At 42.6% G+C, this 23,835-nt stretch carries 29 protein-coding genes and 2 pseudogenes; 4 read left to right on the top strand and 27 right to left on the bottom strand.

Features of this window, described 5'->3' with window-relative positions; all coding sequences use genetic code 11:
• From QSJ37_RS14700 to QSJ37_RS14625, 16 genes are all read right to left on the bottom strand, one after another.
• On the bottom strand, positions 1-234 hold the full coding sequence (locus QSJ37_RS14700; protein WP_062752874.1) for an exodeoxyribonuclease VII small subunit: 234 nt from the start codon (positions 232-234) through the stop codon (positions 1-3).
• Complete coding sequence (xseA, locus tag QSJ37_RS14695; protein WP_285755866.1) at positions 227-1,588, bottom strand: exodeoxyribonuclease VII large subunit; 1,362 nt, start codon at positions 1,586-1,588, stop codon at positions 227-229. The genes QSJ37_RS14700 and xseA overlap by 8 nt, the downstream gene beginning before the upstream one ends.
• A gap of 12 nt (positions 1,589-1,600) precedes the next feature.
• The gene (gene folD / locus QSJ37_RS14690) at positions 1,601-2,464 is read right to left on the bottom strand and encodes a bifunctional methylenetetrahydrofolate dehydrogenase/methenyltetrahydrofolate cyclohydrolase FolD (protein WP_285755865.1); all 864 of its coding nucleotides are present in this window, start codon (positions 2,462-2,464) and stop codon (positions 1,601-1,603) included.
• A gap of 19 nt (positions 2,465-2,483) precedes the next feature.
• The gene (gene nusB / locus QSJ37_RS14685; protein WP_041269708.1) at positions 2,484-2,882 is read right to left on the bottom strand and encodes a transcription antitermination factor NusB; all 399 of its coding nucleotides are present in this window, start codon (positions 2,880-2,882) and stop codon (positions 2,484-2,486) included.
• A 273-nt stretch (positions 2,883-3,155) separates the two neighbouring features.
• Positions 3,156-3,554, bottom strand: coding sequence for an Asp23/Gls24 family envelope stress response protein (locus QSJ37_RS14680; protein ID WP_285755864.1), 399 nt, complete (start codon positions 3,552-3,554; stop codon positions 3,156-3,158).
• Positions 3,555-3,572: 18 nt separating this feature from the next.
• Positions 3,573-4,925, bottom strand: a complete 1,353-nt coding sequence (gene accC / locus QSJ37_RS14675; RefSeq protein ID WP_285755863.1) for an acetyl-CoA carboxylase biotin carboxylase subunit — start codon at positions 4,923-4,925, stop codon at positions 3,573-3,575.
• Positions 4,926-4,940: 15 nt separating this feature from the next.
• Positions 4,941-5,459 (bottom strand): acetyl-CoA carboxylase biotin carboxyl carrier protein, encoded by a 519-nt coding sequence (accB, locus tag QSJ37_RS14670; protein ID WP_285755862.1) that lies wholly within the window; start codon positions 5,457-5,459, stop codon positions 4,941-4,943.
• A 146-nt stretch (positions 5,460-5,605) separates the two neighbouring features.
• Positions 5,606-6,178 carry a SpoIIIAH-like family protein gene (locus QSJ37_RS14665; protein WP_285755860.1) on the bottom strand — a complete coding sequence of 191 codons (573 nt, stop codon included), beginning with the start codon at positions 6,176-6,178 and terminating at the stop codon, positions 5,606-5,608.
• A 23-nt stretch (positions 6,179-6,201) separates the two neighbouring features.
• Positions 6,202-6,828 carry a stage III sporulation protein AG gene (gene spoIIIAG / locus QSJ37_RS14660; RefSeq protein ID WP_015864451.1) on the bottom strand — a complete coding sequence of 209 codons (627 nt, stop codon included), beginning with the start codon at positions 6,826-6,828 and terminating at the stop codon, positions 6,202-6,204.
• The gene (gene spoIIIAF, locus QSJ37_RS14655) at positions 6,812-7,438 is read right to left on the bottom strand and encodes a stage III sporulation protein AF (RefSeq protein ID WP_285755859.1); all 627 of its coding nucleotides are present in this window, start codon (positions 7,436-7,438) and stop codon (positions 6,812-6,814) included. The genes spoIIIAG and spoIIIAF overlap by 17 nt, the downstream gene beginning before the upstream one ends.
• Positions 7,439-7,450: 12 nt before the next feature.
• Positions 7,451-8,599 carry a stage III sporulation protein AE gene (gene spoIIIAE, locus QSJ37_RS14650; RefSeq protein WP_285756152.1) on the bottom strand — a complete coding sequence of 383 codons (1,149 nt, stop codon included), beginning with the start codon at positions 8,597-8,599 and terminating at the stop codon, positions 7,451-7,453.
• A gap of 40 nt (positions 8,600-8,639) precedes the next feature.
• Entirely contained in the window at positions 8,640-9,023 is a 384-nt protein-coding gene (gene spoIIIAD / locus QSJ37_RS14645; protein WP_062678715.1) for a stage III sporulation protein AD, read from the bottom strand.
• A gap of 21 nt (positions 9,024-9,044) precedes the next feature.
• A complete protein-coding gene (spoIIIAC, locus tag QSJ37_RS14640) occupies positions 9,045-9,251 on the bottom strand; it encodes a stage III sporulation protein AC (RefSeq protein WP_015864455.1) in 207 nt (68 codons plus the stop codon).
• 64 nt (positions 9,252-9,315) lie between these two features.
• Positions 9,316-9,828, bottom strand: a complete 513-nt coding sequence (gene spoIIIAB / locus QSJ37_RS14635; protein WP_285755856.1) for a stage III sporulation protein SpoIIIAB — start codon at positions 9,826-9,828, stop codon at positions 9,316-9,318.
• Positions 9,825-10,751, bottom strand: coding sequence for a stage III sporulation protein AA (spoIIIAA, locus tag QSJ37_RS14630; RefSeq protein ID WP_285755855.1), 927 nt, complete (start codon positions 10,749-10,751; stop codon positions 9,825-9,827). The genes spoIIIAB and spoIIIAA overlap by 4 nt, the downstream gene beginning before the upstream one ends.
• Positions 10,752-10,811: 60 nt before the next feature.
• Entirely contained in the window at positions 10,812-11,093 is a 282-nt protein-coding gene (locus tag QSJ37_RS14625; RefSeq protein ID WP_285755853.1) for a YqhV family protein, read from the bottom strand.
• Between the two features lie 187 nt (positions 11,094-11,280).
• On the opposite strand from QSJ37_RS14625, the gene QSJ37_RS14620 reads away from it, so the two are divergent.
• On the top strand, positions 11,281-11,466 hold the full coding sequence (locus QSJ37_RS14620; protein ID WP_285755852.1) for a hypothetical protein: 186 nt from the start codon (positions 11,281-11,283) through the stop codon (positions 11,464-11,466).
• 47 nt (positions 11,467-11,513) lie between these two features.
• Here QSJ37_RS14620 and efp read toward each other — a convergent pair whose 3' ends face one another.
• The 4 genes and pseudogenes from efp to QSJ37_RS14600 all read right to left on the bottom strand — a co-directional run bounded on the left by efp (position 11,514) and on the right by QSJ37_RS14600 (position 14,143).
• Positions 11,514-12,071, bottom strand: a complete 558-nt coding sequence (gene efp / locus QSJ37_RS14615) for an elongation factor P (RefSeq protein WP_062678718.1) — start codon at positions 12,069-12,071, stop codon at positions 11,514-11,516.
• Positions 12,072-12,098: 27 nt separating this feature from the next.
• Positions 12,099-13,160, bottom strand: a complete 1,062-nt coding sequence (locus tag QSJ37_RS14610; protein ID WP_285755851.1) for a M24 family metallopeptidase — start codon at positions 13,158-13,160, stop codon at positions 12,099-12,101.
• A 72-nt stretch (positions 13,161-13,232) separates the two neighbouring features.
• Positions 13,233-13,564, bottom strand: a pseudogene (locus QSJ37_RS18110) (type II 3-dehydroquinate dehydratase); the annotation flags it as partial.
• Positions 13,565-13,630: 66 nt separating this feature from the next.
• Positions 13,631-14,143 (bottom strand): YqhR family membrane protein, encoded by a 513-nt coding sequence (locus tag QSJ37_RS14600; protein ID WP_285755850.1) that lies wholly within the window; start codon positions 14,141-14,143, stop codon positions 13,631-13,633.
• A gap of 193 nt (positions 14,144-14,336) precedes the next feature.
• Between QSJ37_RS14600 and QSJ37_RS14595 the strand changes: the two genes are divergently transcribed.
• On the top strand, positions 14,337-15,281 hold the full coding sequence (locus QSJ37_RS14595) for a DUF1385 domain-containing protein (RefSeq protein WP_285755849.1): 945 nt from the start codon (positions 14,337-14,339) through the stop codon (positions 15,279-15,281).
• A gap of 21 nt (positions 15,282-15,302) precedes the next feature.
• A complete protein-coding gene (locus QSJ37_RS14590) occupies positions 15,303-15,662 on the top strand; it encodes an SA1362 family protein (protein ID WP_285755848.1) in 360 nt (119 codons plus the stop codon).
• A gap of 147 nt (positions 15,663-15,809) precedes the next feature.
• Here the strand turns inward: QSJ37_RS14590 and QSJ37_RS14585 are convergent, their stop codons facing one another.
• From QSJ37_RS14585 to QSJ37_RS14570, 4 genes are all read right to left on the bottom strand, one after another.
• Complete coding sequence (locus QSJ37_RS14585; RefSeq protein WP_285755847.1) at positions 15,810-16,694, bottom strand: patatin-like phospholipase family protein; 885 nt, start codon at positions 16,692-16,694, stop codon at positions 15,810-15,812.
• Between the two features lie 89 nt (positions 16,695-16,783).
• Positions 16,784-17,212 carry a transcriptional regulator MntR gene (mntR, locus tag QSJ37_RS14580; RefSeq protein ID WP_015864465.1) on the bottom strand — a complete coding sequence of 143 codons (429 nt, stop codon included), beginning with the start codon at positions 17,210-17,212 and terminating at the stop codon, positions 16,784-16,786.
• A 208-nt stretch (positions 17,213-17,420) separates the two neighbouring features.
• A complete protein-coding gene (locus QSJ37_RS14575; protein ID WP_285756149.1) occupies positions 17,421-18,689 on the bottom strand; it encodes a DUF445 domain-containing protein in 1,269 nt (422 codons plus the stop codon).
• 269 nt (positions 18,690-18,958) lie between these two features.
• Positions 18,959-19,534 carry a DUF2332 family protein gene (locus QSJ37_RS14570; protein WP_285755846.1) on the bottom strand — a complete coding sequence of 192 codons (576 nt, stop codon included), beginning with the start codon at positions 19,532-19,534 and terminating at the stop codon, positions 18,959-18,961.
• Between the two features lie 115 nt (positions 19,535-19,649).
• Between QSJ37_RS14570 and QSJ37_RS14565 the strand changes: the two genes are divergently transcribed.
• Positions 19,650-20,066 (top strand): hypothetical protein, encoded by a 417-nt coding sequence (locus tag QSJ37_RS14565; RefSeq protein ID WP_285755845.1) that lies wholly within the window; start codon positions 19,650-19,652, stop codon positions 20,064-20,066.
• An 81-nt stretch (positions 20,067-20,147) separates the two neighbouring features.
• Here QSJ37_RS14565 and QSJ37_RS14560 read toward each other — a convergent pair whose 3' ends face one another.
• The 3 genes and pseudogenes from QSJ37_RS14560 to QSJ37_RS14550 all read right to left on the bottom strand — a co-directional run bounded on the left by QSJ37_RS14560 (position 20,148) and on the right by QSJ37_RS14550 (position 23,772).
• A complete protein-coding gene (locus QSJ37_RS14560) occupies positions 20,148-21,557 on the bottom strand; it encodes a glycoside hydrolase family 18 protein (protein ID WP_285755844.1) in 1,410 nt (469 codons plus the stop codon).
• A gap of 128 nt (positions 21,558-21,685) precedes the next feature.
• Positions 21,686-23,473 (bottom strand): annotated as a pseudogene (locus QSJ37_RS14555) (vitamin B12-dependent ribonucleotide reductase); the annotation flags it as partial.
• A 116-nt stretch (positions 23,474-23,589) separates the two neighbouring features.
• Positions 23,590-23,772, bottom strand: a complete 183-nt coding sequence (locus tag QSJ37_RS14550) for a hypothetical protein (protein ID WP_285755842.1) — start codon at positions 23,770-23,772, stop codon at positions 23,590-23,592.
• Between the last annotated feature and the right edge of the window lie 63 nt (positions 23,773-23,835).

The following is a 23,835-nucleotide window of genomic DNA, read 5'->3' as shown; positions in this document are numbered from 1 at the left end:
CTATTCCTCCTCCTGAATCGAGAAAGGAGCGAGCTGCCCATCCTCTCGTAAAATGTATTCCATCTGTTTTTCCACATGTTGCAATTTATCATGACAAAGTTTGGAAAGCTTCATTCCTTCTTGGAAAAAGGAAATCGCCTGTTCAAGCGGTACATTTCCTTCTTCTAACTTCTCTACAATTTCTTCTAACTTTGCCATCGCTTCTTCAAAAGTAAGCTCTTTTTCCTCACTCATGTAAATGCTTCTCCTCCATTCCCCATACATGACAATCAATTTGCCCATCTTGCAAACGTACTTGAATCGTATCTCCTAGTTGAAGCTGGCGAATGCTTTTTACCAGTTCCTTTTTTTCATTATAAACTAAGCTATAACCTCTCTCCATAATTTTGAGCGGACTAAGCGCATGCAAATGTGAAACGAGAGACGTAAAACGAAGCTGTTGATGATGAATATGGGAGCGCATCTCTTTTTCCAATGATTTAGTAAGAGATTCGTGTTTTTCTTTCATTCTTGATAACTGTTCGTTCGGGTGATGCCGCAACAATTTCAAGCGAAGCTGCTCGAGACGTTCGCGTTTTTTATCAAAAAGCCGTTCTGTATGACGTTCGAGACGTTCTAGCAAAGAGTCTAATTGCTGTTCCTTTTGTTCATATAGTTTTTCTGGATAACGAAACGCATACGATTTTTGCAAGCGCAAAAGACGATCGGATTCTGTCGCTATTTTTTCTTTCATCGCTCGCATCAACCGCAATTTTCGTTGTGAAATCCGTTCCATCAATTCCGCAATATGCGGCACCGCCAGTTCCGCAGCACCGGTTGGAGTTGGGGCGCGCAAATCGGCAACAAAATCGGCAATCGTAAAATCCGTTTCGTGTCCAACCGCGGAAATAATCGGCACTTCGGAAGCAAAAATCGCACGGGCGACCATTTCTTCATTAAACGCCCATAGTTCTTCGATCGAACCGCCTCCACGTCCGACAATAAGCACATCGATGTAGCCAAGCTCGTTCGCTTTTTCAATAGAGCGAACAATGGATTCTGCAGCCTGTTCCCCCTGAACGAGCGTCGGAAACAAAATCACCGTCGCAATTGGGTAGCGGCGGCGAATCGTCGTCATAATATCGCGAATCGCCGCACCGGTCGGGGAAGTGACCACACCAATATAGCGCGGAAACGCCGGAATCGGCTTTTTATGCTCTGGCGAAAACAACCCTTCCGCCTCCAGCCGCTTTTTTAATTGTTCGTACGCCAAATATAAATTTCCGATTCCTTCTGGCTGCATTTCTTTCACATAAATTTGATAGTTTCCGCTCGGTTCGTAAACCGAAATTTCGCCGCGAACGAGCACTTTCATACCATCTTCCGGGCGAAAGCTTAAATATTGATTATATCCAGCGAACATGACCGCTTGAATGCGGGCCTGTTCATCTTTTAACGTAAAATACATATGTCCGCGTGAGTGGTATTTAAAATTAGAAATTTCCCCTTTGATCCATAAGTCGCGCAAATGCGGATCTACTTCAAATTTGCGCTTAATATATTTTGTCAACGCTCCAACGGTTACATATTTTACTTCTGCCACAAGCATAACCCTCGCTTATTAGTGAACTTCCCGATGCGCACGTTCTTTTGCCGCTTCGATCGTGTTATGAAGCAACATTGTAATCGTCATCGGTCCGACCCCTTTTGGAACCGGCGTGATATAGCTTGCCACTTCCTTTACTTCATCAAAGTTGACATCGCCGCAAAGTTTTCCGTTTTCTAACCGGTTGACGCCAACATCAATGACGATGGCCCCTTTTTTTACATGTTCCGCACCAATAAGACGCGCTTTGCCTACAGCAACAATTAAAATATCTGCTTGGCGCGTAATAGACGCTAAATCTTTTGTTTTTGAATGGCAGTACGTGACAGTCGCATGTTCGCGCAAAAATAATTGTCCGACCGGTTTGCCCACGATATTGCTGCGGCCGACGACCACAACGTGTTTTCCTGCGATATCCACTCCGATGGACTTTACCATCACTAAAATGCCATGCGGCGTGCAAGGGAGAAACGCTTTTTGCCCAACCATCATTCTCCCTACATTGATCGGATGAAACCCATCTACGTCTTTTTCAGGTGAAATCGTTTCAATTACTTTTAATTCGTTAATATGCTTTGGAAGCGGAAGCTGCACTAAAATGCCGTGTACAGATGGATCTTCGTTCAATTCTTTTATTTTCTCCAATAAAAATTCTTCTGTAATGGTAGCTGGAAATGTTAACAATGTAGAACGAATTCCGACTTCCGCACACGCTTTTTGTTTCCCCTTTACATATGAATGAGAAGCAGGATCATCGCCGACAAGAATCACCGCCAGTCCCGGTTCGATTCCTTCACGTTTAAGCTGTTCTACCTCTTTGGCTAATTGCATCCGCTTTTCTTTTGCCAATTCCGCACCGCTAATGATTTGTGCTGTCATCGTTTCCAATTTCCCCTCTCTATTCTTGAATATGTAACGCATCTTTCACTTTTGAAAGCACGCCGTTTACAAAACGGCCTGATTTCGTGTCGCCAAATTTTTTCGCTAATTCGACCGCTTCATCTAAACTCACTTTGACCGGAACATCATCGACATATTTCATTTCATATGTCGCCATCCGCAAAATCGCCCGGTCAACGTTGGCAACACGCTCTAACGTCCATTTTTCAAGATTAGCGCGCAACAATGCATCAATTTCTTCTTGATGCTCTGTAACACCAATGACAAGCTGACGTAAAAATGGGTCGACTTCTTTGCCGCCCGTTACGTTTTGCAGCGCTTCCTCTGGAGGTATATGACCTACATCAACTTGAAATAGCGCCTGCAACGCCTTTTCTCGCGCTTCATGCCGCTTCATCATTTTCGCCTCCTTCCCTTAAACACGAACATTTATATGATGATCATATCATATTTTTCGGATAAACGATACTATTATTCGCACAAATCATTAGCTCCATTTTTTAGCGGTTCATTTTCCGGTCGTTCTTATGCCAAAATGGAAGTTTTTCATTGGGCAATCATCTTTTTTCCTGTATCTCCCTCTCCATAAAAAAGGCCCGTTCATTACAATAACAAACTTTCCGCAAAAATACAAAGGGGCACTATCGCTAAGCGAATGTGCCCTGCATTCTTATTGTTCTGCTTCTTGCTCTTGCTTTCCTCCATCAAACTGAATTCCAACAATATGAACATTCACTTCGCTCGCTTCCAGCCCTGTCATGTTAAAGAGCGCCTGGCGAACGTTTTCTTGAACTTTTTTCGCTACATTTGGAATCGAAACGCCAAATTGAATGAGACAATAAATGTCGATCGCAACACCTTCTTCTCTTAAATCCACTTTTACGCCTTTTCCATGATTTTTCTTTCCAAAGCGTTCGACAACACCGGCAGCAAAGTTCCCCCGCATTTGCGCAATTCCTTCTACTTCACTTGCAGCGATGCCGGCGATGACTTCAATTACTTCTGGCGCAATTTCCACTTTTCCTAATCCGCCTTCTTCTTGCTCCATCTCAAAAATATGTTCTGACATCGTACACACCTCCCGTTATTATGATTTCATAATATCATATAACTCCAGAAATTTCGTATTAAACTCGCCATTTACGAATTTTTCGTGCTCGAATAATTTTATGTGAAACGGAATCGTTGTATGAATACCATCAATGATAAACTCACTTAATGCTCTCTTCATGCGGGCGATTGCTTCCTCACGGGTAGGGGCGTGTACGATCAATTTCGCAATCATCGAATCGTAATAAGGCGGAATCGTATAGCCTGGATATACCGCGGAGTCAACCCGTACACCTAAACCGCCTGGAGGCAAGTACATATTGATTTTTCCAGGTGATGGCATAAAGTTTTTCTCCGGATTTTCCGCGTTGATCCGACATTCAATGGCCCATCCGTTAAACGTCACTTCATCTTGGGTAAGCGACAGCTTCTCTCCTGAAGCAATGCGAATTTGTTCTTTAATCAAATCTACTCCGGTAATTAACTCTGTGACCGGATGCTCCACTTGAATGCGCGTATTCATTTCCATGAAATAAAATTTTTTCTCCTTATAGTCATAAATAAATTCTACTGTACCAGCACCGGTATAATTGACGGCGCGCGCCGCTTGCACTGCTGCTTGTCCCATTTTTTGACGCGTTTCCTCGTCAAGCGCCGGCGATGGTGCTTCCTCAACAAGCTTTTGCAGACGGCGTTGAATCGAGCAGTCACGTTCACCAAGATGGATGACATTTCCATATAAATCAGCAAGCACTTGAATTTCAACATGACGGAAGTCTTCAATGTATTTCTCTATGTATACACCTGGATTTCCAAACGCTGTGGCGGCCTCTTGCTGTGTAATGTTAATTCCTTTAACAAGCTCTTGCTCGTTTCTTGCCACGCGAATTCCTTTTCCGCCTCCGCCTGCCGTCGCTTTAATGATGACCGGATAGCCGATTTCGTTCGCTAAAGCAATCGCTTCATCCACACTTTCAATAATTCCTTTCGAACCTGGAACGATTGGTACGCCAGCCTCCCGCATCGTTTCACGAGCAACATCTTTAATTCCCATTTTTGTAATCGCTTCCGGGCTTGGGCCGATAAACGTGATATTGCATTCGCGGCATAGCTCAGCAAACGCGGCATTTTCGGCTAAAAACCCGTACCCTGGGTGAATCGCATCGCAGCCCGTCAATGTAGCCACACTCATGATATTGGTAAAGTTTAAATAACTATCTTTTGATGCTGTCGGACCAATGCAATACGCTTCATCCGCAAGCTGTACATGAAGCGCATCGCGATCTGCTTCTGAAAAAACGGCAACCGTTTCAATTCCAAGCTCTTTGCAAGCACGAATAATTCGAACGGCGATTTCTCCGCGATTGGCAATTAATACTTTCTTAATCATCGCTCGTTCTCTCCCTTATTCCGGTTTCACAAGAAATAGAGGTTGTCCATACTCAACAAGCTGCCCGTTTTCAACAAGCACTTCGACGATCTCTCCATTTACCTCTGCTTCGATTTCGTTAAATAGCTTCATCGCTTCAATAATGCAAACGATCGTATCTGTTTTTACTTTATCGCCCACTTTCACGTATGGAGGTGCGTCTGGCGATGGAGCTGCATAAAATGTGCCAACCATCGGCGAAGTGATTTTATGTAAATTTTCTGTATTTTTTACTTCTTGTTTTGGTGATTCTTGTTGTTTCACTTCTGTTGGCGAAGCAACTGACTGTGCCGGCGCTTGCGGTTTTACTTCCTCTATTACCGGTATTACCGGTTTTGCTGCTTGTTCCACTGCTGGTTGAACCGTCGCTTGAACCGGCGCTTCTTTGGTTGTTTTTTTCATATGTACTTTTGTTCCATCATGTTCGTAAACAAATTCTTCAATGTTTGATTGATCAATGAGACGAATCAATTCGCGAATTTCTTGGATTTTCATTTTCTCCACACCTTTCTTTCCGTTGTTCAGATTATGAATTCGTTATTATAAAATCCATTCATAACGATTATACACATAATGATTATACAATAAAACGGTTTTTTATCATAAAAATAAGCTGCCCTTTGTAGAGCAGCTGTTTTTCATTATCCAGCTGGCTGGAATTCGACAGTCACATTATCGGCTTCCGGAATTTCACTTTTTACCATATGAATAACATCATTGGCAGATTGCGCAGAATGCTTTTTCGCTTTAATTGTTACACGCACTTGATCATCTTCAGCGCGCACCAATACATCATCATACCCACCTTTTGATTTGATTAATGTTTCTAATGTCGCCTCTTTTTCCGCTAACGCCTCTAGCTTTTCAATTTTATCCATTGCTTCGCTTTTTTGCTGTGCGGTTGCGTTTGCGGAAGCAACAATATCATTTAATTGGTCGCGCAACCGGCTTCGTTCATCCTCAATTTGCATGCGAAGAGCAGTAAATACATCATCGCTTGAAACGCTGGAAGTGACTTTTCCATCTTTTGTTTCCATTTCTTCCACCGCTACGTCTGCCTTTTCTTTATCATTTACTTGCTGCTTTGTCACATTTTCATTATTCGTAAAAGCCATATCGTCATTCATGTCTTTCGGGGCCGTTACATAATAAACGGATAACACAACGACTAAACTTAGCATCGTTAATAGCCAAACGGTTTGTCTCTTTAACATACAACCATCCTCCCCACAACGTATTATTTTTTCGGCAATACAGCAACACGATAGCTTGGAACATTTAAAACGCGCGTCACTGCCTCAACAATCCATTTTTTTATTTGTAAGTTATCAGCGCCTTTCGCCACTACTAATACTCCTCGAATTTCCGGTTTTTTTGTTGTCAGTACGATCGGCGTTTCGTTCTCCCCATCGCGAACGATAACAACTTGTTCATTAGTAGAATGGTTTTCAATTTTTCGCTTTCCACCTTCGCGATCCGTTTCCTCTGTTGTTTGTTGTTGAGTGACGCGATTTTTCTCCAGTATTTTCGTTTCTGTTGTGTCAATATTGACGACGACGGTCACATCTTCAACCCCTTCGATAGCTTCCAAGGCTGTTTTCAGCTGTTCTTCGTAACGTTGTTCATAAGCGGCGATGATTTTTGACTTCGTATCTTGTTTTTGTCCAAATACCGGTTCTGCTTGCTGCGGCTCTTCCACTTTTCCTTTGATTGTTGGCGTAACTTCTTCTTTAGAAAAGTGGCTCATCACCATTAATGCAATCCCTGCTAATAATAAGAGAAACACATACGAAAACGGCGTTCGCTTCTGTTCTCCAGCTTCTTTTTTGGTGGACAAAAACAATCGTTTAATGACCTCGAGCATCCCCCCATTCCCTCCCCTTTACTTGCACGGCAATTTTATTTTCATCTACTTCCCATGTTGTTGCTAAAAATGTGCGTATTTCTTTTTCAAGTTGGTGATCATTGTTTGGTTCATTGATCGGCTTTGATGTGTCAATAATAACAGGCTGAATTTCTCCCAGCTTCTCCTGTTTTGTCAGCACTACTTCAATCGTTTCAATATCTTTTGGAATTTGTAAATTCTCTTTTTCTTTTGTTTGAAGAGAGACGTCCTCCACGCTTAATCCATATTCTTTCATCAACTCCTCATCCACCTTGTTTTTCATCTGGACAGCCATTTGTTCTAAAATATATGCACGTTGTGAGGCTTGTATTTCTTTTTTCTTCATTTCGATTTCATTTTTCATCATTTCTTGTTGACTCCCCTTTTCTGATATAATCGAGGCGATCCATCGATCCGGATCGATGGAAAACAATTTTAAAATCGGAGACAACATAAGCAAAAGCAAAATCAGTCCAACGACCATTTTTACATATTTTTGCATATTGCTAGATGGAAGCAGTAAATCGATCATCGTAGCAAATAAAATGAAAATAAGAATATTTGTAACCCATTCGATCACAATTTGCATTGCTTTCCCCCTCTAACGAACCATCATCGTGATGTTTCCTGCTGTAATGATAATAGTTAAACTGAGGAAAAACATAAGCGATACGATCGCAAGAGAAGCGAAAACATACGCAATGCTTTTGCTCATAATACTAAGACAAGAAATGACCGGTCCCCCTCCAAGCGGCTGCATCACCGCTGCGGAAACCTTATAAATAAACGCAATGGCAAAAATTTTAAGCGCTGGAAACGCCGCGATGATAAATAAAATGGCAACACCGACGATGCCAACTGTATTTTTCAATAACATCGAAGCTGTCACTACCGTATCCGCTGCATCGGTAAACATTTTTCCAACGACCGGGATAAAGTTCCCCGCCACAAATTTTGCCGTCCGCAATGCAATGCCATCGGCAATCGCTGACGTTGTTCCTTTCACAGACATGACACCAAGAAAAATTGTCAAAATCACGCCAAGTATTCCAATTCCAACTTTTGTGAGCAATTCAGCAAGCTGTGTTACTTTATAATGATCGGTTAACGTACTGACAATGCTTAAAAGCGCAGCTAAAAATAAAAGAGGCAACGTTACGTATTCCACAATCGTTCCTGTCGTATTCATCAGAAAAAGAATAATAGGATGGAAAAATGCCGCGGATATTACTCCCCCTGAAGAAGCTAGCAGCGCCAACAACAGCGGAATCATCGCGATCATAAAATGACTCATCGTCTGGACAGCATCCAATGCGTAATCCATCGCCACCCGAAAACTATTTAACGCAATAATAAGGAGCACCATATAAACAACCGCATAAGCGGCTTTGCTAACGGCCTGTTGCTCAAACGCATTTTGCAATGATTGCAGCACCATACTAAATACCGTTAATAAAATTAATGTCCCAAGCAGCTTTCCGTTTGCTTGTAATTCATAAAAAAGAAATTTTCCAAACGCGATCAGCCATTCTTTTAACGATAATTGTTTTTCCCCGCTTAAAAACTCGGCAATCGGCCCTTTTTGGCTTTCTGGCAAAAATCCTCCGTATTTTGTGACAATATCTTCCCAATATTGACGAATTTCACTTATATCCAGCTGTTCCATTTGCTTTTGCACAAGTTGATCATTCGGCGAAGAAGCTTGTACAATCAATGGCGATAAAAAGAAGAAAAATAGGCCGACGACCATGACTACTTTTTCTTTCAATCCATCACCTCCCATTCTCACGTTATGACGAAGGAATTAAACCGATTACCGTTTCAATAATGGCTGTCAAAATCGGAATGGCTAGCGCCAAAATAATAATTTTCCCGCCAAGTTCAATTTTGGAAGCAATTGCTCCTTGGCCGGCATCTTTCGAAATTTGGGCGGCAAATTCGGCAATGTAAGCAATGCCAACAATTTTTAAAATCGTTTCAAAATAAATCATATTTATTTTTGTATCAGATGCCATTTTTTGTAACATACGCAAAATCTCGCTAATTTTATCGATGAGGAAAAGGAAAATAACGCATCCGACAAATACCGTCAGCAAAAACGCCACACTTGATTTATGTTCTTTCAATAACACTACTAAAAACGTTGCAATTAAGCCAAGACCGACAATTTGCAAAATTTCAATCGCCGCTCCCCCCTAACCTTGAAACAAAAACACATCTTTAATTTTTTGAAACAAGTCGCTGACAATCGAGGCGACCATAAATAAAATGTAAATGAAACCAAGAAGCGTCACCCATTGAGCGTATTCCTTCTTCCCCATTTGATCGAGCACCGTATGCAAAAACGCCACAACAATCCCGACCCCGGCGATTTTAAAAATAATATCCACGTCAATGCCCATTTTGTTCTGCCTCCTGTTTTATCTTAAATAGGCGAGAAGATTCTCACTTCTATGAAGCAAAAGTTCAAATCAATAAAATCACTAGTAACAATCCCGCAAGAACCCCTAAACTTTTCGCCATTTTTTCATAGCGGGCCTGCCGTTCGCGCGCATCCGCCTCTTCGCGCTCCAAATGAGCGAGCGCCAGCGCAATTTGTTTTTGTTGTGTCAGGCGATCATACTGTCCAAGCGTTTCTCCGAATTGTTTCATAATTTCTAACTCCCCCTGCTTTAACGCAGTCTCCTTCCATACCGCCTGCAGGCTTTCTTCCCATGCCTGATGCACACTCGTTTCGCCGGCTTGCAGCTTAGCAGCGAATTGGGCAAACAGCTTGGACAGCGGCGATGATATTTGCCTGCTAATATGTAATGCTGCCTCAGATAAAGGAGTATGAGCATACATAATTTCTGCTTCTAATGCTTGCAGGGCCGCCTTTAACTGGCGAAGCTGTCTTGGGCGTTCATGCAACATTCTTGCTGCCTCAAATCCAGCCCATGTTGTCGTCAGCAGAATAAGAAGCGCACCGACAAGTTTCATCTGCTCCTCACCGCCTGTTCATACAGCACCACCCCATTTGCATCAGTAATGCGCCTTACTGTTCCTGGCCCATATTCGTTTGTCAATTCCACAAATCGGTCAAATACACCTTGTTCAATAATCGGACGCAATGTGGGGCGTTGAAACACATCCTTCCATTTTCTACCGTGTACAGTTGTCCATATACATACCCCTGCATTTACTGCTTCTAAAATTGCTTCACTATCTTCGGCACGGCCAATTTCATCCACGATTAGTACGTCTGGACTCATCGAGCGAATCATCATCATCATTCCCTCTGCTTTCGGGCATGCATCGAGTACGTCAACACGGTTTCCGAGCTCAAATTGCGGAATTCCTTTCACACATCCCGCAATTTCAGAACGTTCATCGACAATGCCGACTTTTTGCGATGGAATGTGTTTGTCGCTAATCCCCATGCTTATCATTCGCGCCGCGTCACGAAGCAGTGTCGTTTTTCCTGTTTGCGGTGAACCGATAATCATCGTGTTATACCAGCGGCCATTGTACACATACGGAAGGAGAGGCTCGGCAATTCCGATTCTTTGCTTAGCAATTCGAATGTTAAAAGAAGTAACATGGCGAATCGCTTTCACGCTTCCGCCGTCTGTCACTACTTTTCCTGCTAGTCCAACACGATGGCCGCCTTGTACCGTAATAAACCCTCTCTTGAGCTCTTCTTCTATGGCATAAATCGAATATTGGCTTAGTTTATTGAGCAGATGGATGCCATCTTCGGAAGTCACTTGATATGGCAAAAAATGTGCTTTCCCTTTTACGATCACTTCTAATGGACGAAGAACTCTCACCCGAATTTCCTCGATTTGCTCATGCCATGAAGGAGGCAGTTGTTGCAATATCGCAGCAATCGTTTTTGGAAGTATATCCCATACGGCTTGCATTTTGTTCCTCCTTCCTGATGGACTAGTTCATATGTATGGGATAGAAAACGAATTTATGACTTACTTATAAATACCGATGAGAATAAGAATGACCCCTAAAGCAATAAAACCTAATTTCGAAAAAGAAAGCTCGTCTGCTAAAGAAAGCAGGCCCATCGTCATCGTGATGATAAAAATAGTCGGTCCAACCACTGCAAGGATTGCATTGACAGCCAACGCTTTTTTGACATCATTGAACAGCAGCATGACAAGAGCAGCGATCATCTCTATCGCAGCCGACAGCAACCGCATTCCCGCCATTGCCAAAACGGTTGGTTCGATAAATAGCAGCCACCGTTTCATTTGTTCCTCCTAATATAAAAATGAGATGGTTAGTACAAACGTATGCCGTAACAGGGAATTTCAGAAGAGATTTTTTTGCGACAATGAACTCTTAAGAAGAGGTATATGGACATATTTTCAAAAACAGTTTTATAATGGAAGAAGAGGGGGATGGTAAATAATCATCGAAAACGAAGGGGGAAAAATTATGTGGAAACTTTCTACATTCGGGAAAATTACCTTTTGGATTGGATGTATATTTGCAGTTCCCGGAATTTTTGGTCTGTTCCATAATTTTTTGCTAGCAAGAGATATATCGACATCGATTAATTATGTCTTCATTGGCGTCATGCTCATCAGTGCATCTTTTTTATACGAAAAGAAAAAGGTTTAAAGAAAAACAAAATAGCCCCCTGCGCCAAGCGCAAGGGGCAAACAACGTTAGGCACGGGAAACGTATGTGCCATCTGCTGTGTTGATAATTAACGTGTCTCCTTCATTGACAAAGAACGGAACTTGAACAACAAGACCAGTTTCTAACTTCGCTGGCTTCGAACCGCCAGAAGCGGTATCGCCTTTAATGCCCGGTTCTGTTTCTACTACTTTTAATTCAACAGTATTTGGAAGTTCTACCCCAATCGTTTCACCTTGGTACATCATGATGTAAACTTCCATGTTTTCTTTTAAAAATTTCAATTCATGTTCGATTTGTTTCGCCGGAAGTTCGATTTGCTCGTATGTTTCCATATCCATAAATACGTGCTGATCGCCGTTGGCATATAAATATTGCATTTTGCGCGTATCGATTTGCGCGCGGTTTACTTTTTCACCAGCGCGGAACGTTTTTTCCTGAATCGCACCTGTACGAAGGTTGCGAAGTTTTGAACGGACAAATGCCGCGCCTTTACCAGGTTTGACGTGCTGGAATTCCATAACACGCCAAATATCGCCATCTACTTCAATCGTTAATCCTGTACGAAAATCGTTTACTGAAATCATCCGTTAAAATCCTCCCACACGATAAATTTATAAAATGATCAGTTCTTTTGGCGAATGAGTCAGCGATTCATTACCGTTTTCGGTGACAACCGTATCATCTTCAATGCGCACGCCGCCAAGTCCCGCTATGTAAATGCCCGGCTCTACGGTGACAACCATTCCAGGCTCGAGCACAACATCGGAGCGAACTGATAGCGCCGGTCCTTCATGAATCTCCAATCCAATCCCGTGACCAGTCGAATGCCCAAAATACTCTCCATATCCTTTTTCTGTAATGTAATCACGAGTAAGCGCATCCGCTTCCTTTCCGGTCATTCCGGGCTTAATCCCTTCCATGCCGCGCAATTGAGCTTGGAGCACAATATCATAAATCGTTTTCAACTCGTCGCTAATTTCGCCCACTGCGACGGTTCTTGTAATGTCGGAACAATATCCTTTGTAATAGGCGCCAAAATCAAGGGTGACGAGCTCGCCTTTTTCAATGACTTTATCAGTTGCCACTCCGTGCGGCAATGCAGAGCGGTAGCCAGATGCGACAATGATATCAAACGAAGAGGAAGTCGCACCTTGTTTGCGCATAAAAAATTCCAGCTCATTCGCCACGTCAATTTCTTTTACGCCCGGACGAATAAAGGAAAGAATGTGTTCAAATGCCGCATCGGCAATTTCCGCCGCTTCCTTTAATATCTTAATCTCTGATTCCGACTTAATCAAGCGCAACTTTTCAATCACATTGGAAGTCGGGACGAGTTTCGCGTTAACCTCTTTTTCATATGCTTTAAACGTTGCATAAGAAATGTCTTCTTGCTCAAAACCGAGTTTTTGAATGTTGAGGCGGGCAACTTGCTTAGCGACTTCTTCTATAATCGGCCCGGTATGTTTTATAATTTCAAAACCTTGCACTTGTTTGGACGCTTGCTCGACATAGCGGAAATCAGTAATAAACACCGCTTTGTCTTGGCTAATGACAGCGACACCTGCCGTACCCGTAAAACCCGTCATATAACGACGGTTATATGGATTGGTTACAAGCATTCCGTCAATGCCATGTTCGGTAAACAACGCACGTAATTTCGCTAATTTTTCCATATTTACTCTCCTCTTCCTATATGTCTAATAACGATAAAGTGGCTATCCGCTACCCTGCTAATCCAAAGGCAAAATTAAAACAGTGACAGACCAATGACGAAGCGGCTCACACGCGTGAATATTGGAAATATGTACTTCCACCACTAGGGCGCTAATGTTAGCAATCGCGCCATGGATTGCATAGCTATAATGTGTAGACGCACCGACATTTAAAATGATTTTCCTTCCATCTCATGAATACTGCTCTGAAAGCACGTTAACGTTGCACCCAACGCGCTCCTAAGCAAACGATATTCATTCCTGTTCTAAGTTATGAAGCGTTGTGCTTCCATAAAATACGGTTCCCGCTTGCCAAAAAGATTCAAGTTCGGACCGTTAATGAGAAGAAGATGCGCTATGTTCATATGCTTCAATCATCAAAAGAATATTTAAACATTCATTATTTTATCATAAAAGCGCACCGCCTCACACTACTTATTTGCTGTTTTCGGTTGTGTTTGTCGATTCATTTCTTGCATTTCAAATGAAATCGAATATCCGATGAAAACTCCATATAAAATGTATAAACAAAGTGTCGTAATAATTGTATTCCGCTCTAAATGTGAAACAGCTTCCAAATTCGGAAAAAGCGGATTTAACCCATAAAATACGATAAGCCATAAAACGACGCCGTACAAAATTCCTCCCCACATTCCTTTAATTTGTTTTAAGGCAACATAATAAATAAGAGCGACTAATATGGATAATAATCCGATGAGAAAAATGGCGATGTAATTTCCAAGCTTTCCGTATTTCCAGTCACCGGCAACCCATGGGAACAAAATCATATTTGGGCTAATTTCCGTAAAGTGAAAAAAGTAAGCTAAATATCCTAATAGACTCCAAAATACTCCACCGACAAACCCAGTAATCACGACTTTCATAAGAATAGACATCGGGCGCTCCTTCTTATTTTGCTCAGACTGCGCCTGATTTTCTGCCATTTCTCTTTGCACCTCCTTATAGGTAGTATGACCGATTATCAATAAAGTCATGAATATAACGATAAAAAAAGCACAACATCGTATGTGTGAACATTGAAATTTTTGGAAATAATAATTATTGCACCAATCTAGAGGTTTCTAGATGTTTCTTGTAGAATAAAATTAGTAAAGAAAAAATAGGTTGGTGTCAACAATGAAAAACATAACAAAACCAGTGTATGGCGGCCAAGCAGTGGTAGAAGGGGTCATGTTTGCTGGAAAAATATATTCTGTTACCGCAATTCGCCGCAAAGATCATTCCATTGAATACTTTCGTTTGCCGCGCCAGACAAATCTAACAGTTGCGTTTCTCAAAAAAATCCCGTTTATTCGCGGAATCGTCGCGATTATAGAAGCGAGCGCAAACGGGGCGAAACACTTGCAGTTTGCCAGCGAGCGTTATGAACTAGATCCAAACGAAGAACAAGCTTTGCAAAAAACAAAAACGGATTCGTCAAAACTTTCCCTCGTACTTGGCGTCGCAGTGATCGGGGTATTGTCCTTTTTGTTCGCTAAAACCATTTTTACGCTTGTTCCTGTATTTTTAGCAGCATCCTTAAAACCGTTATTTCCTACAAAAATGGCACAAATTTTTGTAGAAGGAGCGTTTAAGCTTGCTTTGCTGCTAGCTTATATTTACTTTATTTCTTTAACCCCACTCATTAAACGCGTTTTTCAATATCATGGCGCGGAACATAAAGTAATCAACGCGTTCGAAGCAGGGCTCCCTCTCACGGTAGAGAACGTCCAGCGTTCATCCCGGCTTCACTATCGCTGCGGCAGTAGCTTTATTTTATTTACTGTCATCGTCGGCTTATTTGTATATATGTTTGTTCCAACAGACCCTCTCTGGTTAAGGGTAGTCAACCGGCTTGCTCTTATTCCGGTTGTACTTGGCATTTCGTTTGAGGTATTGCAGTTTACGAATAAATTGCGTAATATCCCGGTTTTACGCTGGCTCGGTTACCCTGGTTTATGGCTACAGCTTCTTACCACAAAAGAACCGACAGATGACCAAGTCGAAGTTGCGATTGCTTCCTTTCAAGAGCTGCTTCGTTTAGAGAAAAACGTGGAAACAGAAACAAAAGCAGTTCAGTAATAATGTAAGGGGGTGGATTTATTGCGACGCGGTGCCATTCATCCGCTTGTCGGGATTATCCTTTTTTTCGGAGTGTTCGGTTTCATATACGCCATTTTCGAACAGCCGACCGCTCTGTTTCGAAAAGCGATGTTCATTGCTCTTATGATTGCGGGAATATATGTTATCTATCATTTTGTTTTCAGACGGCGTATCAATAAAGATCATATCGCTTATTTAAAAGCGGTTCGCCAATCGAAAAAACTCCATCCCCAAGCGGTTCGAAAACAAAAAACAAAAAGTACGAATCTAAAAATGAAACGCCTGCCAAGAAAACGTGCTACTCATTTAACCGTCATCGAAGGAAAAAAAGGCAAAAAAAAGAATCGAGCATCGTTTTAGCTTGATTCTTTTTATTTTTGAAAAACTATATCAATTACGCTTTGACGCCTTTCTTCTATATTTTCTCGAAGCCAGGATGGCAACATTTCGCCGCCCGAACGACGCGGGCCGCTTTTAGACGAAATTGGGGTGCCTCCGCTTTTCTAGTTAATACGTCCATTTTGTGAGAAATTGTTCGGTTTTTTCTCTTCCGTATTGAATTAAGCTGTCTCTAATATCTGGGGTGAGGGAAAATTCGGTGGAAAAAACATTTTCTACGGGAAGAAACACGATATTTTTTTCATGTCGCCGGGAAATGTAGCGGGTATCGTGTGCCTCCTTCATTGCGCTAAAAAGAGCTTCAAACAATTGGATGGCATTGTTAATGTTTCGCTTTGGCCTTTCCGTAAGCTTCGCGCTTAACTGTATGCCAAGAACAGGCCGTTTTTTCACTTTCTTTTCTTCATCAAATAAAAAAAGCGGGAAATTGCTGAGCACACCTCCGTCTACAATGATATATTTTCCTTCCTTCGTCTGTAATTTGACCGGTTCAAAAAAATATGGGATGCTAATGCTCATTCGAACCGCTTTGGCAACAGAAAATGTTGCTGGGTCGATTCCGTATTGCGGCAAATCATCTGGCAAAATACACATTCGCCCATTGGTGACATCTGACGCAATGATATATAAACTTTCTTTCGGCAAATCTCCAAATGTTTTGACGTCGCGTGCTGCCAATACTTCCTTTAACCATTGTTCAAACGCATCCCCTTTATAAAGTCCCATCCGCCAATAAAGCCTCACCCATTTCCATACTGGAAATGGAAACGGGCATTTCCGTTCATCAAGGAAACGCTCTAACTCTAATTCATCCAACAAATCGGACATTTCCTTGCTTGTATATCCTGCGGCAATCAATGCGGCAATGAGCGAACCTGCGCTCGTCCCAGCAAGCCGTCTCCAGCGAAGTCCTTTTGCTTCAATTGCTCCGTAAGCACCAATGAGCGCAAACCCTTTTATTCCACCGCCAGAAAATACGATGTCAATCTCCATGCTGCCTCCCCCTCTTATTTGCCATTTGTATATATGTAAGAGGGAGAAACCCAATTTAGTACGCCAAATAAAAAAGAGTAAGATTTCCCTTACTCTTCTGCTTGTTCGTTCCGTTTTTGAATGTTACGAAGCGTCTCGATGCGCTTTGGATCTTCCTGAAAATATTGCACCAAATCGCCGATGCGGTCAATCGCATTCCAGCTTAAATGGTGTTCAATTCCCTCGACATCGTGATAAATGTTTTCCTCATCCACACCGATAATGCGCATAAATTGTTCTAACAATTCGTGGCGGTATACAAGTCTTTTTCCGATTTTCTTTCCTTTCGCCGTTAACACTAAACCGCGGTATTTTTCATAAACTAAATACTCATCTTTGTCCAATTTTTGCACCATTTTTGTAACAGAGGAGGGATGTACGGACAATGCCTCAGCTATATCTGATACTCGCGCATATCCTTTTTCTTCGATTAAAATGTAGATTTGTTCAATATAATCTTCCATACTTGGTGTCGGCAATTTCTGTTCCCTCCTATAAAACCATTGTAAGAAAAAAATAACAATCAGTATTATTATATCATGAGGGCTTAAAATGACAAGATTGGACTTCCTCTTCAGGGAAAAACTCGTCAATATATCGCTCATCTGTTAAAAATTTGTCATAAAATTTTCCACTACGGACGGAATGTTCCTCGTTTGCCATCCGATTCTTTTGGCGCTAGAACCATTAAATCAGCGCTTTGATTCCCGTTAAAAAAATCCCGATAATAAAACCGCAAATAGCTCCATTCACCCGAATCCATTGCAGGTCTTTTCCGATTTTATTTTCCATCATATGAACAAGCGTTTCATTATCTAATTTATCCAGATTCTCCTGTACAAGCTTGCCTATTTTTGAATGATTCTCTTCAACAAGATTGGTAATTTCCTCTTTTATCCAATTTTCGATGATATTGATTTTTGCTGGATCTTCCTTTAGTTTGTTCAATAAGCGTGTTAAAAAGGGAAGAAGATACGTATCCATAAACTTGCTTTCTTGAACAAAGGCCAATGCTTTCTGCTGAGCTTTCTGCAAAATTCCTGTTATTTTTTCAGCTGGCTCCCAATCAGCAATAAGATGGTTCTTCCAATTTTCGATTTCTTCCAACAGTTCCTTATTGTCCTTTATGTTTTGCAATTCCGTACGAACATGCAAAAGCAAAGCCTTCCTGTTTGGATTATCAGTCTGGCGCAAACTGCTTACAACACTAAGAAGGAAGTTTTGTAGTATGCTGCCGAGTTTTTCTTCATTCAATAGATTCTGAAAAGACTTTAGCGCAAACTGCAGAAAACCGTCTAACTTTATATTGTCAAGCGCCCGTATTGCCAGATTTCCGAGTTGATTCTTTGTGGTACTTTTCCTTATCCATTCTTCTGCCTTGCCAAGAAGATAATCTAACGCCTTCTCATCATATTCACGAATGAGCGCTTGATTGATGGCAGACTGAAGAACAGTGCACATTTTAATGGAATAAAAAGAAGACTTTATTTCTTTTTCAACAAAAGGGGTAATTTTTTCAAGATTGATATGACTGATCATTTGTACGACGAGTGACACAGCCCCTTTTTTAACTGAGTGTGAATGAAGCATTTTCTCAAGGACGGGCAACATTTTCTCTGTAAAATGGATTTGTTTGATTTTATCCCTAATGCTTTCTTTTGAAAGCCAATCATTTTCAAGTGCAGAGACGAGTGCTTTTGTCATTCTTTCCCGATTTTTAGGCAAAAGAGCTGTATGGGGGATGGGAAGCCCCAATGGATGTCGGAATAAGGCAGTAACGGCGAACCAGTCGGCTAATCCACCCACAAGCCCCGCCTCAAAGCCTCCTTGCAGTAATCCGCCTAGAAACGATCCTTGGAAAGGAATGGTTGCGACAAAGCCGGTTCCCATAACAACAAGCGAAAAACTAGCTAATCGCTTTGATTTCTTTGGTTGCTTTGACTTTTTAGATATCATGCTTCCCTCATCCTTTATGATATAAATTACTTTAACCAAATGAGTGTAAAATGATGCACAAAGGAGTACTATGTCCAGCTTTTCTCGAATCCAACTTCTTGACGGTACCAAATATCGTTACAGATATGATATTGCCTTACAACAATATAGCAAATCTTTGTTCATATTTCATTCACATAGACTGGAATGACGCTGTTCTTCCTTTTCAATGAACCTCTCCCACCTACACTCTGTTTAGAGGTGGGAAACTTCTCGGTGGACATGTTAAATTAGCTGTGATCAAGCTCCCAGCGAAACCAACGGGCATGTCCATCTGTTTCTGCGACAATTTCGTTATGTTCGATGCCATCGATAAAGTAGTCAAGATGAAGCTTTGTGTCCCACATATTGTTATATAGATGGAAAATATCCCTCATTTGGCCAATCTCCCGAATTTGTTTGATAAGAAGCTGTTTTGCTTTATCAGGAATTTGGTTCGCCACATGGGTGTGAAACACGCAAATAATAGTATCTTCTGGAATTGTAGCTACTATGTTAGGTAAGAGCGCTATTCCATCTCTTTCTATGAAGCGGACAGGCGTTTGCTGCAGGCAGCGGGCGGCTTTTTGAAACAATTCAAGCCGCTCTTTATGCTCCGGCCAAATAAGCGCTTGCATCCATAAATAGTGCACCGCTCCAAATAACAAGTTCGGAATCGGCTGGCCGCTTCGGGCAGCTGAAGCAAGGCGCAATATCTCCTCATCTTCGGCAACGTTTAATGACAGCTGTTCGTACAGTTCACTAGACCCACGGCATTCACGAATGGCAAAACGGCGAAACCGCTCAGAAATAATCTTTAGCGACATCTTTATTTTCTCCTCTCGTTTTCTATTCGTCAAAAACTTCTTTTCTCCCATTATCCATCATGACATTCCATTCCAGCAATGGTACAATGGAGTCAATAGAAAGGAGGGACATAAAATGGCGCAAGAATTAATCGAATTATTTCGTTCCGTTTTAAAAGAAGAGCTGCAGCCGGTTCATGAGCGGCTTGGCCGTCTCGAAGAGGGACAACTACGGCTGGAAGAAAATCAACTTCGCTTGGAAGAACGACAGCAGCGATTGGAAGAACGGCAACAACGATTGGAAGAGCAACAGCAGCGGTTAGAAGAGCGGCAACAACGTTGGGAAGAAAAACTAGACAATTTCCTTATTGAAACAAGAAGTCATTTCAAAAAAATCGAAGAAGAATTGGCTGAGCACCGCCGGATGTTTGAGCTGCTTTCCAATGACTGGAGAAATGCGAAAATCGACATCGACTATTTAAGCGCAAAAACCGGAAAACATGACGCGGAAATTCATCAAATAAAGAAACGGCTCGAATTACAGCAGCTATAAACAACCATCCCCACAAACGAAAAAAAGCGCGTGCTGTCGGAGCGACCCACTTGCACGCACTTTGCCTGAAAAGGCCATTGATCATAACTTACGAATGCGAAAATTATCTTCTAATAATATCCAATTTTCCGGATAAGAATAACCAAGCACCCAATAGCTAATGCCTCTTAGCTGATATTCTTTCACCAACTCAAATTTTGCCTGGGCACTGCGGGCATCCTCAAACCAGACTTCATGCGTCCGCCCCTGGCTGTCGACATAGCGGTAAAACGGCGATGCGGCGATTGGATCGTATTGAATCGTTGCGCCATAACGAACCGCCCTTTCTACTGCCTCCTGCGGGCTGAACGTTTCCGCCTCTTGTCCTTGTACGTGCGGAAGAACCCAGTCGCGCGCATAAACTTGAAATCCCATAAAAATTTTGTTTCTTGGTATCACGGTGACTGCATAATCGAGCACTCTTCTAATTTGATGAACAGGGGAAATCGCTTGCGGCGGACCAAGTCGGTATCCCCATTCATACGTCATCAGCACGACAAAATCGGCAATTCTCCCATGGGCTGAGTAATCATGCGCCTCATATAACAGTCCTTTTTGCTCCCCGCTTGTTTTTGGAGCAAGAGAAGTGGATACAAAATAGCCTTCCTGATGAAGGCGCTCCACAGCGCGTTGCAAAAATTGATTATACCGCTCGCGATCAGACGGATAGACGTTTTCAAAGTCAATGTTCAACCCTCGATACCCTTTTTCCCGCATCGTACGGACAATATTATCAAGCAGCCGGTTTTGCAATTGTGTATTGGAAAGGATCGTCTGCGCCAATCTTGATCCCGGATCTTTATACGTAAAATTGGTGATCGCCATCATTGGAACGACCCTTTCTGCCGCTATAGCCTGAATGATGGCTGCATCATTGAACGGATTGAGCCCGCCATCTGCTCTGATTGTATACGCAAACGGAGATACGTACGTTAAATGGCGGCCTACTTCCCTGACTTGCTGCGCTCCTTTTTCTCCTGGATCAATCGTAAATGCATTCACTTCAATGACCGGCTTAGAATGAGGAATCGTTAATACCATGCCGGAGGAAATGAAATTCGGGTCGGCAATCCGATTAACTCGCAGGATGTCTTGCACGGTCGTTCCATACCGCGCGGCGATTTGCGACAACGTTTCTCCCCGCCGCACCGTGTGGGTTCTTGGCGGAATAAGAAGAGCCGTTCCTTGATAAAGGACGGAAGGATTGCTGATTCGGTTTGCCTGAACAATCGCATCCATTGAAACGCCGTATCGCCTAGCGATAGCCCATAATGTTTCTCCCGGACGAACGGTATGATAGCGATATGGAACCGGAATGACGAGCGCCTGCCCGACCGCGAGACGATTGGGATCTTTGAGACCATTAGCCGCAATGATTTGATCCAGCATCACCCCGTAGCGTTGAGCAATCGCCCATAAGTTTTCCCCTCTCTGCACAATATGGATCAGCATCGTCTTCCTCCCCCAGTCAATAATTACACCTCATGCTACTATATTTTCGTTTTTCTGCTCTTATGAATGAAAAAAGCTGGCTCAGTCAGTTGACTGAGCCAGCTTTCCGTTTTATTGATTTGCCTTGCTTACAGCCCGCATTTTAGCTGCGCGCCGCAGCTTGTGCATGTGTTGCAGCCGCCGATTTCTTCGACCGTACCTTCACGGCAAACCGGGCAAATGTTGCCGACTTCGGACCCGATCGTTACATCAGTTGCGCGCAAATCTTGAATCGTATCAACGAGAACAACGGCGCGTTTTGTTTCTTTGTCCTCTTTTTCTTCCGGGAGCAGTTCGAGCTGCTCTTCGATTGTGTTTTCTTCCGCTTTCAGCGTCAATACTTGCGCGTCGCGGCTTCCGTCCACATACACGGTGCCGCCTTTCGCGCCGCCGCGCCATAAGCGTTCATATACTTTTTGCACTTGTTCAACGGTATATCCTTTTGGCGCATTTACCGTTTTTGAAAGGCTGGAGTCGACCCAGCGCTGAATGATGCATTGCACATCCGCATGCGCTTCCGGCGATAAATCCATCGCCGTGACAAACCAATGCGGCAAGTTGTTCGGATCCGCTTCCGGATGTTTGTCCAAATATTCTTGAACGATATCTGCTTTCACCTCAATAAACTTGCCTAGGCGGCCGCTGCGGTAGTAAGAAAAGGAAAAATATGGTTCAAGTCCTGTAGAAACCCCAACCATCGTTCCAGTGGATCCAGTCGGAGCGACCGTAAGCAAGTGCGAATTGCGAATGCCGTATTTCAAAATATCTTGGCGAATATCTTCCGGCATCCGTTTCATATAGCCGGTGTTAATAAACGCTTCCCGCAGTTTTTGCGTTTCTTCTTCCGTTTCCCCAACAAGGAATGGGAAGCTGCCTTTTTCTTTCGCTAATTCAATTGAAGCGCGATAAGCGGTCGTCGCAATCGTTTTAAACAATTCATCGACAAGTTTGTTTCCTTCCTCGGAACCGTACTCTTTTTCGCAGTAAATAAGCAAATCAGCTAGCCCCATAACGCCAAGGCCGATGCGCCGCTCCCCGAGCGCTTGTTTTTTGTTTTCTTCTAGGAAATACGGCGTTGCGTCAATAACGTTATCTTGCATTCTCACGCCGATTTCGACGGTGCGTTTTAATTTTTCATAGTCGACGACTTTCTTTTCTTTATCGACCATATTCGCCAGGTTAATAGCTGCCAAGTTGCAGACGGAATATGGTGCGAGAGGTTGTTCCCCACATGGGTTTGTCGCAACCACTTTTTGACCGTACGCTCGGGCGTTCGTCATTTCGTTGGCGTTATCAATGAAGAAAATGCCTGGTTCCGCGGAATACGTCGCACAAATATTAATCAGCTTCCAAAGCTCGCGGGCACGAATTTTACGGTATACACGCACGCGGTATCCCATTTTCTCCCATTCGCGTACATCGCCGACTTCGTGCCATTTTTCGTTGTAAATTCGCATTTCTTCTTCTGAGTAAGTTTCTACATCCGGGAAGCGCAGTTCGTACTCTTCATCTTTTTCGACGGCTTCCATAAACTCTTTTGTCAGGCAGACGGAAATGTTTGCTCCTGTTAAAAAGTCCGGATTATGTACCGTGTATGTGCCGCCTGTACGTAATTTTTCTTCTGCTTCTTTAATAATTTCTTCACTGAAGCCGCCGTAGCCCGGAACGTTTTTGTAGTTGACGATTGCTTGGTACATTGCTCGTTCCCGTTCGGTAAGCGGCGTGAATTTCAGTTTATCTTGCGCCGCTTTTTTAATTCCTTCGTCTTCCATATTTTCAATTAAGTAGCGCAAAATGCGCGGATTTTGCATTTTTGAGACGATGAACTCGATAATGTCCGGATGCCAGTCTGCCAGCATAATCATTTGCGCGCCACGCTATTTGTTACTCACTCCATATGCTGGAGTGGGCTAGGTCATTTCTGCCTAGCTCTCCGTCTTTCGAACGGAGGTCAGACTATATCATCAAAGAAGAGATCAGAGAACTTTTCATATTACGTTTCAATTTTATATCTCCATGTTGATAAGGTAATGGAATAACCTAACATTTCAGCTATTTTAACTTGGCTATATCCTTGTTCATGGAGATATTTTGCTTTCTTCATGATCTCTTCTTTGTCTCGTGCCTCGTAACGTCGTTGCCGAGCGTTACGATTTACTCCTTCCATGGCTCCCAATATAACAACTACCTTGATTAATATTATAATTTTAATTTAATTATGTTGGGAGCTGTAGGAAGT

The sequence above is a fragment of the Parageobacillus sp. G301 genome, from assembly GCF_030268025.1.
GTDB lineage: Bacteria > Bacillota > Bacilli > Bacillales > Anoxybacillaceae > Parageobacillus_B > Parageobacillus_B toebii.
The sequence above is the reverse complement of the archived record's forward strand: the minus strand, read 5'-3'. Positions and strand labels throughout refer to the sequence as shown.

Coding starts and splice junctions, on each gene's coding strand:
- QSJ37_RS14700 (WP_062752874.1), bottom strand. CDS start 234: ATGAGTGAGGAAAAAGAGCTTACTTTTGAAGAAGCGATGGCAAAGTTA.
- xseA (WP_285755866.1), bottom strand. CDS start 1,588: ATGCTTGTGGCAGAAGTAAAATATGTAACCGTTGGAGCGTTGACAAAA.
- folD (WP_285755865.1), bottom strand. CDS start 2,464: ATGACAGCACAAATCATTAGCGGTGCGGAATTGGCAAAAGAAAAGCGG.
- nusB (WP_041269708.1), bottom strand. CDS start 2,882: ATGAAGCGGCATGAAGCGCGAGAAAAGGCGTTGCAGGCGCTATTTCAA.
- QSJ37_RS14680 (WP_285755864.1), bottom strand. CDS start 3,554: ATGTCAGAACATATTTTTGAGATGGAGCAAGAAGAAGGCGGATTAGGA.
- accC (WP_285755863.1), bottom strand. CDS start 4,925: ATGATTAAGAAAGTATTAATTGCCAATCGCGGAGAAATCGCCGTTCGA.
- accB (WP_285755862.1), bottom strand. CDS start 5,459: ATGAAAATCCAAGAAATTCGCGAATTGATTCGTCTCATTGATCAATCA.
- QSJ37_RS14665 (WP_285755860.1), bottom strand. CDS start 6,178: ATGTTAAAGAGACAAACCGTTTGGCTATTAACGATGCTAAGTTTAGTC.
- spoIIIAG (WP_015864451.1), bottom strand. CDS start 6,828: ATGCTCGAGGTCATTAAACGATTGTTTTTGTCCACCAAAAAAGAAGCT.
- spoIIIAF (WP_285755859.1), bottom strand. CDS start 7,438: ATGCAAATTGTGATCGAATGGGTTACAAATATTCTTATTTTCATTTTA.
- spoIIIAE (WP_285756152.1), bottom strand. CDS start 8,599: ATGGTCGTCGGCCTATTTTTCTTCTTTTTATCGCCATTGATTGTACAA.
- spoIIIAC (WP_015864455.1), bottom strand. CDS start 9,251: ATGGGCATTGACGTGGATATTATTTTTAAAATCGCCGGGGTCGGGATT.
- spoIIIAB (WP_285755856.1), bottom strand. CDS start 9,828: ATGAAACTTGTCGGTGCGCTTCTTATTCTGCTGACGACAACATGGGCT.
- spoIIIAA (WP_285755855.1), bottom strand. CDS start 10,751: ATGCAAGCCGTATGGGATATACTTCCAAAAACGATTGCTGCGATATTG.
- QSJ37_RS14625 (WP_285755853.1), bottom strand. CDS start 11,093: ATGAAACGGTGGCTGCTATTTATCGAACCAACCGTTTTGGCAATGGCG.
- QSJ37_RS14620 (WP_285755852.1), top strand. CDS start 11,281: ATGTGGAAACTTTCTACATTCGGGAAAATTACCTTTTGGATTGGATGT.
- efp (WP_062678718.1), bottom strand. CDS start 12,071: ATGATTTCAGTAAACGATTTTCGTACAGGATTAACGATTGAAGTAGAT.
- QSJ37_RS14610 (WP_285755851.1), bottom strand. CDS start 13,160: ATGGAAAAATTAGCGAAATTACGTGCGTTGTTTACCGAACATGGCATT.
- QSJ37_RS14600 (WP_285755850.1), bottom strand. CDS start 14,143: ATGGCAGAAAATCAGGCGCAGTCTGAGCAAAATAAGAAGGAGCGCCCG.
- QSJ37_RS14595 (WP_285755849.1), top strand. CDS start 14,337: ATGAAAAACATAACAAAACCAGTGTATGGCGGCCAAGCAGTGGTAGAA.
- QSJ37_RS14585 (WP_285755847.1), bottom strand. CDS start 16,694: ATGGAGATTGACATCGTATTTTCTGGCGGTGGAATAAAAGGGTTTGCG.
- QSJ37_RS14575 (WP_285756149.1), bottom strand. CDS start 18,689: ATGATATCTAAAAAGTCAAAGCAACCAAAGAAATCAAAGCGATTAGCT.
- QSJ37_RS14570 (WP_285755846.1), bottom strand. CDS start 19,534: ATGTCGCTAAAGATTATTTCTGAGCGGTTTCGCCGTTTTGCCATTCGT.
- QSJ37_RS14565 (WP_285755845.1), top strand. CDS start 19,650: ATGGCGCAAGAATTAATCGAATTATTTCGTTCCGTTTTAAAAGAAGAG.
- QSJ37_RS14560 (WP_285755844.1), bottom strand. CDS start 21,557: ATGCTGATCCATATTGTGCAGAGAGGGGAAAACTTATGGGCGATTGCT.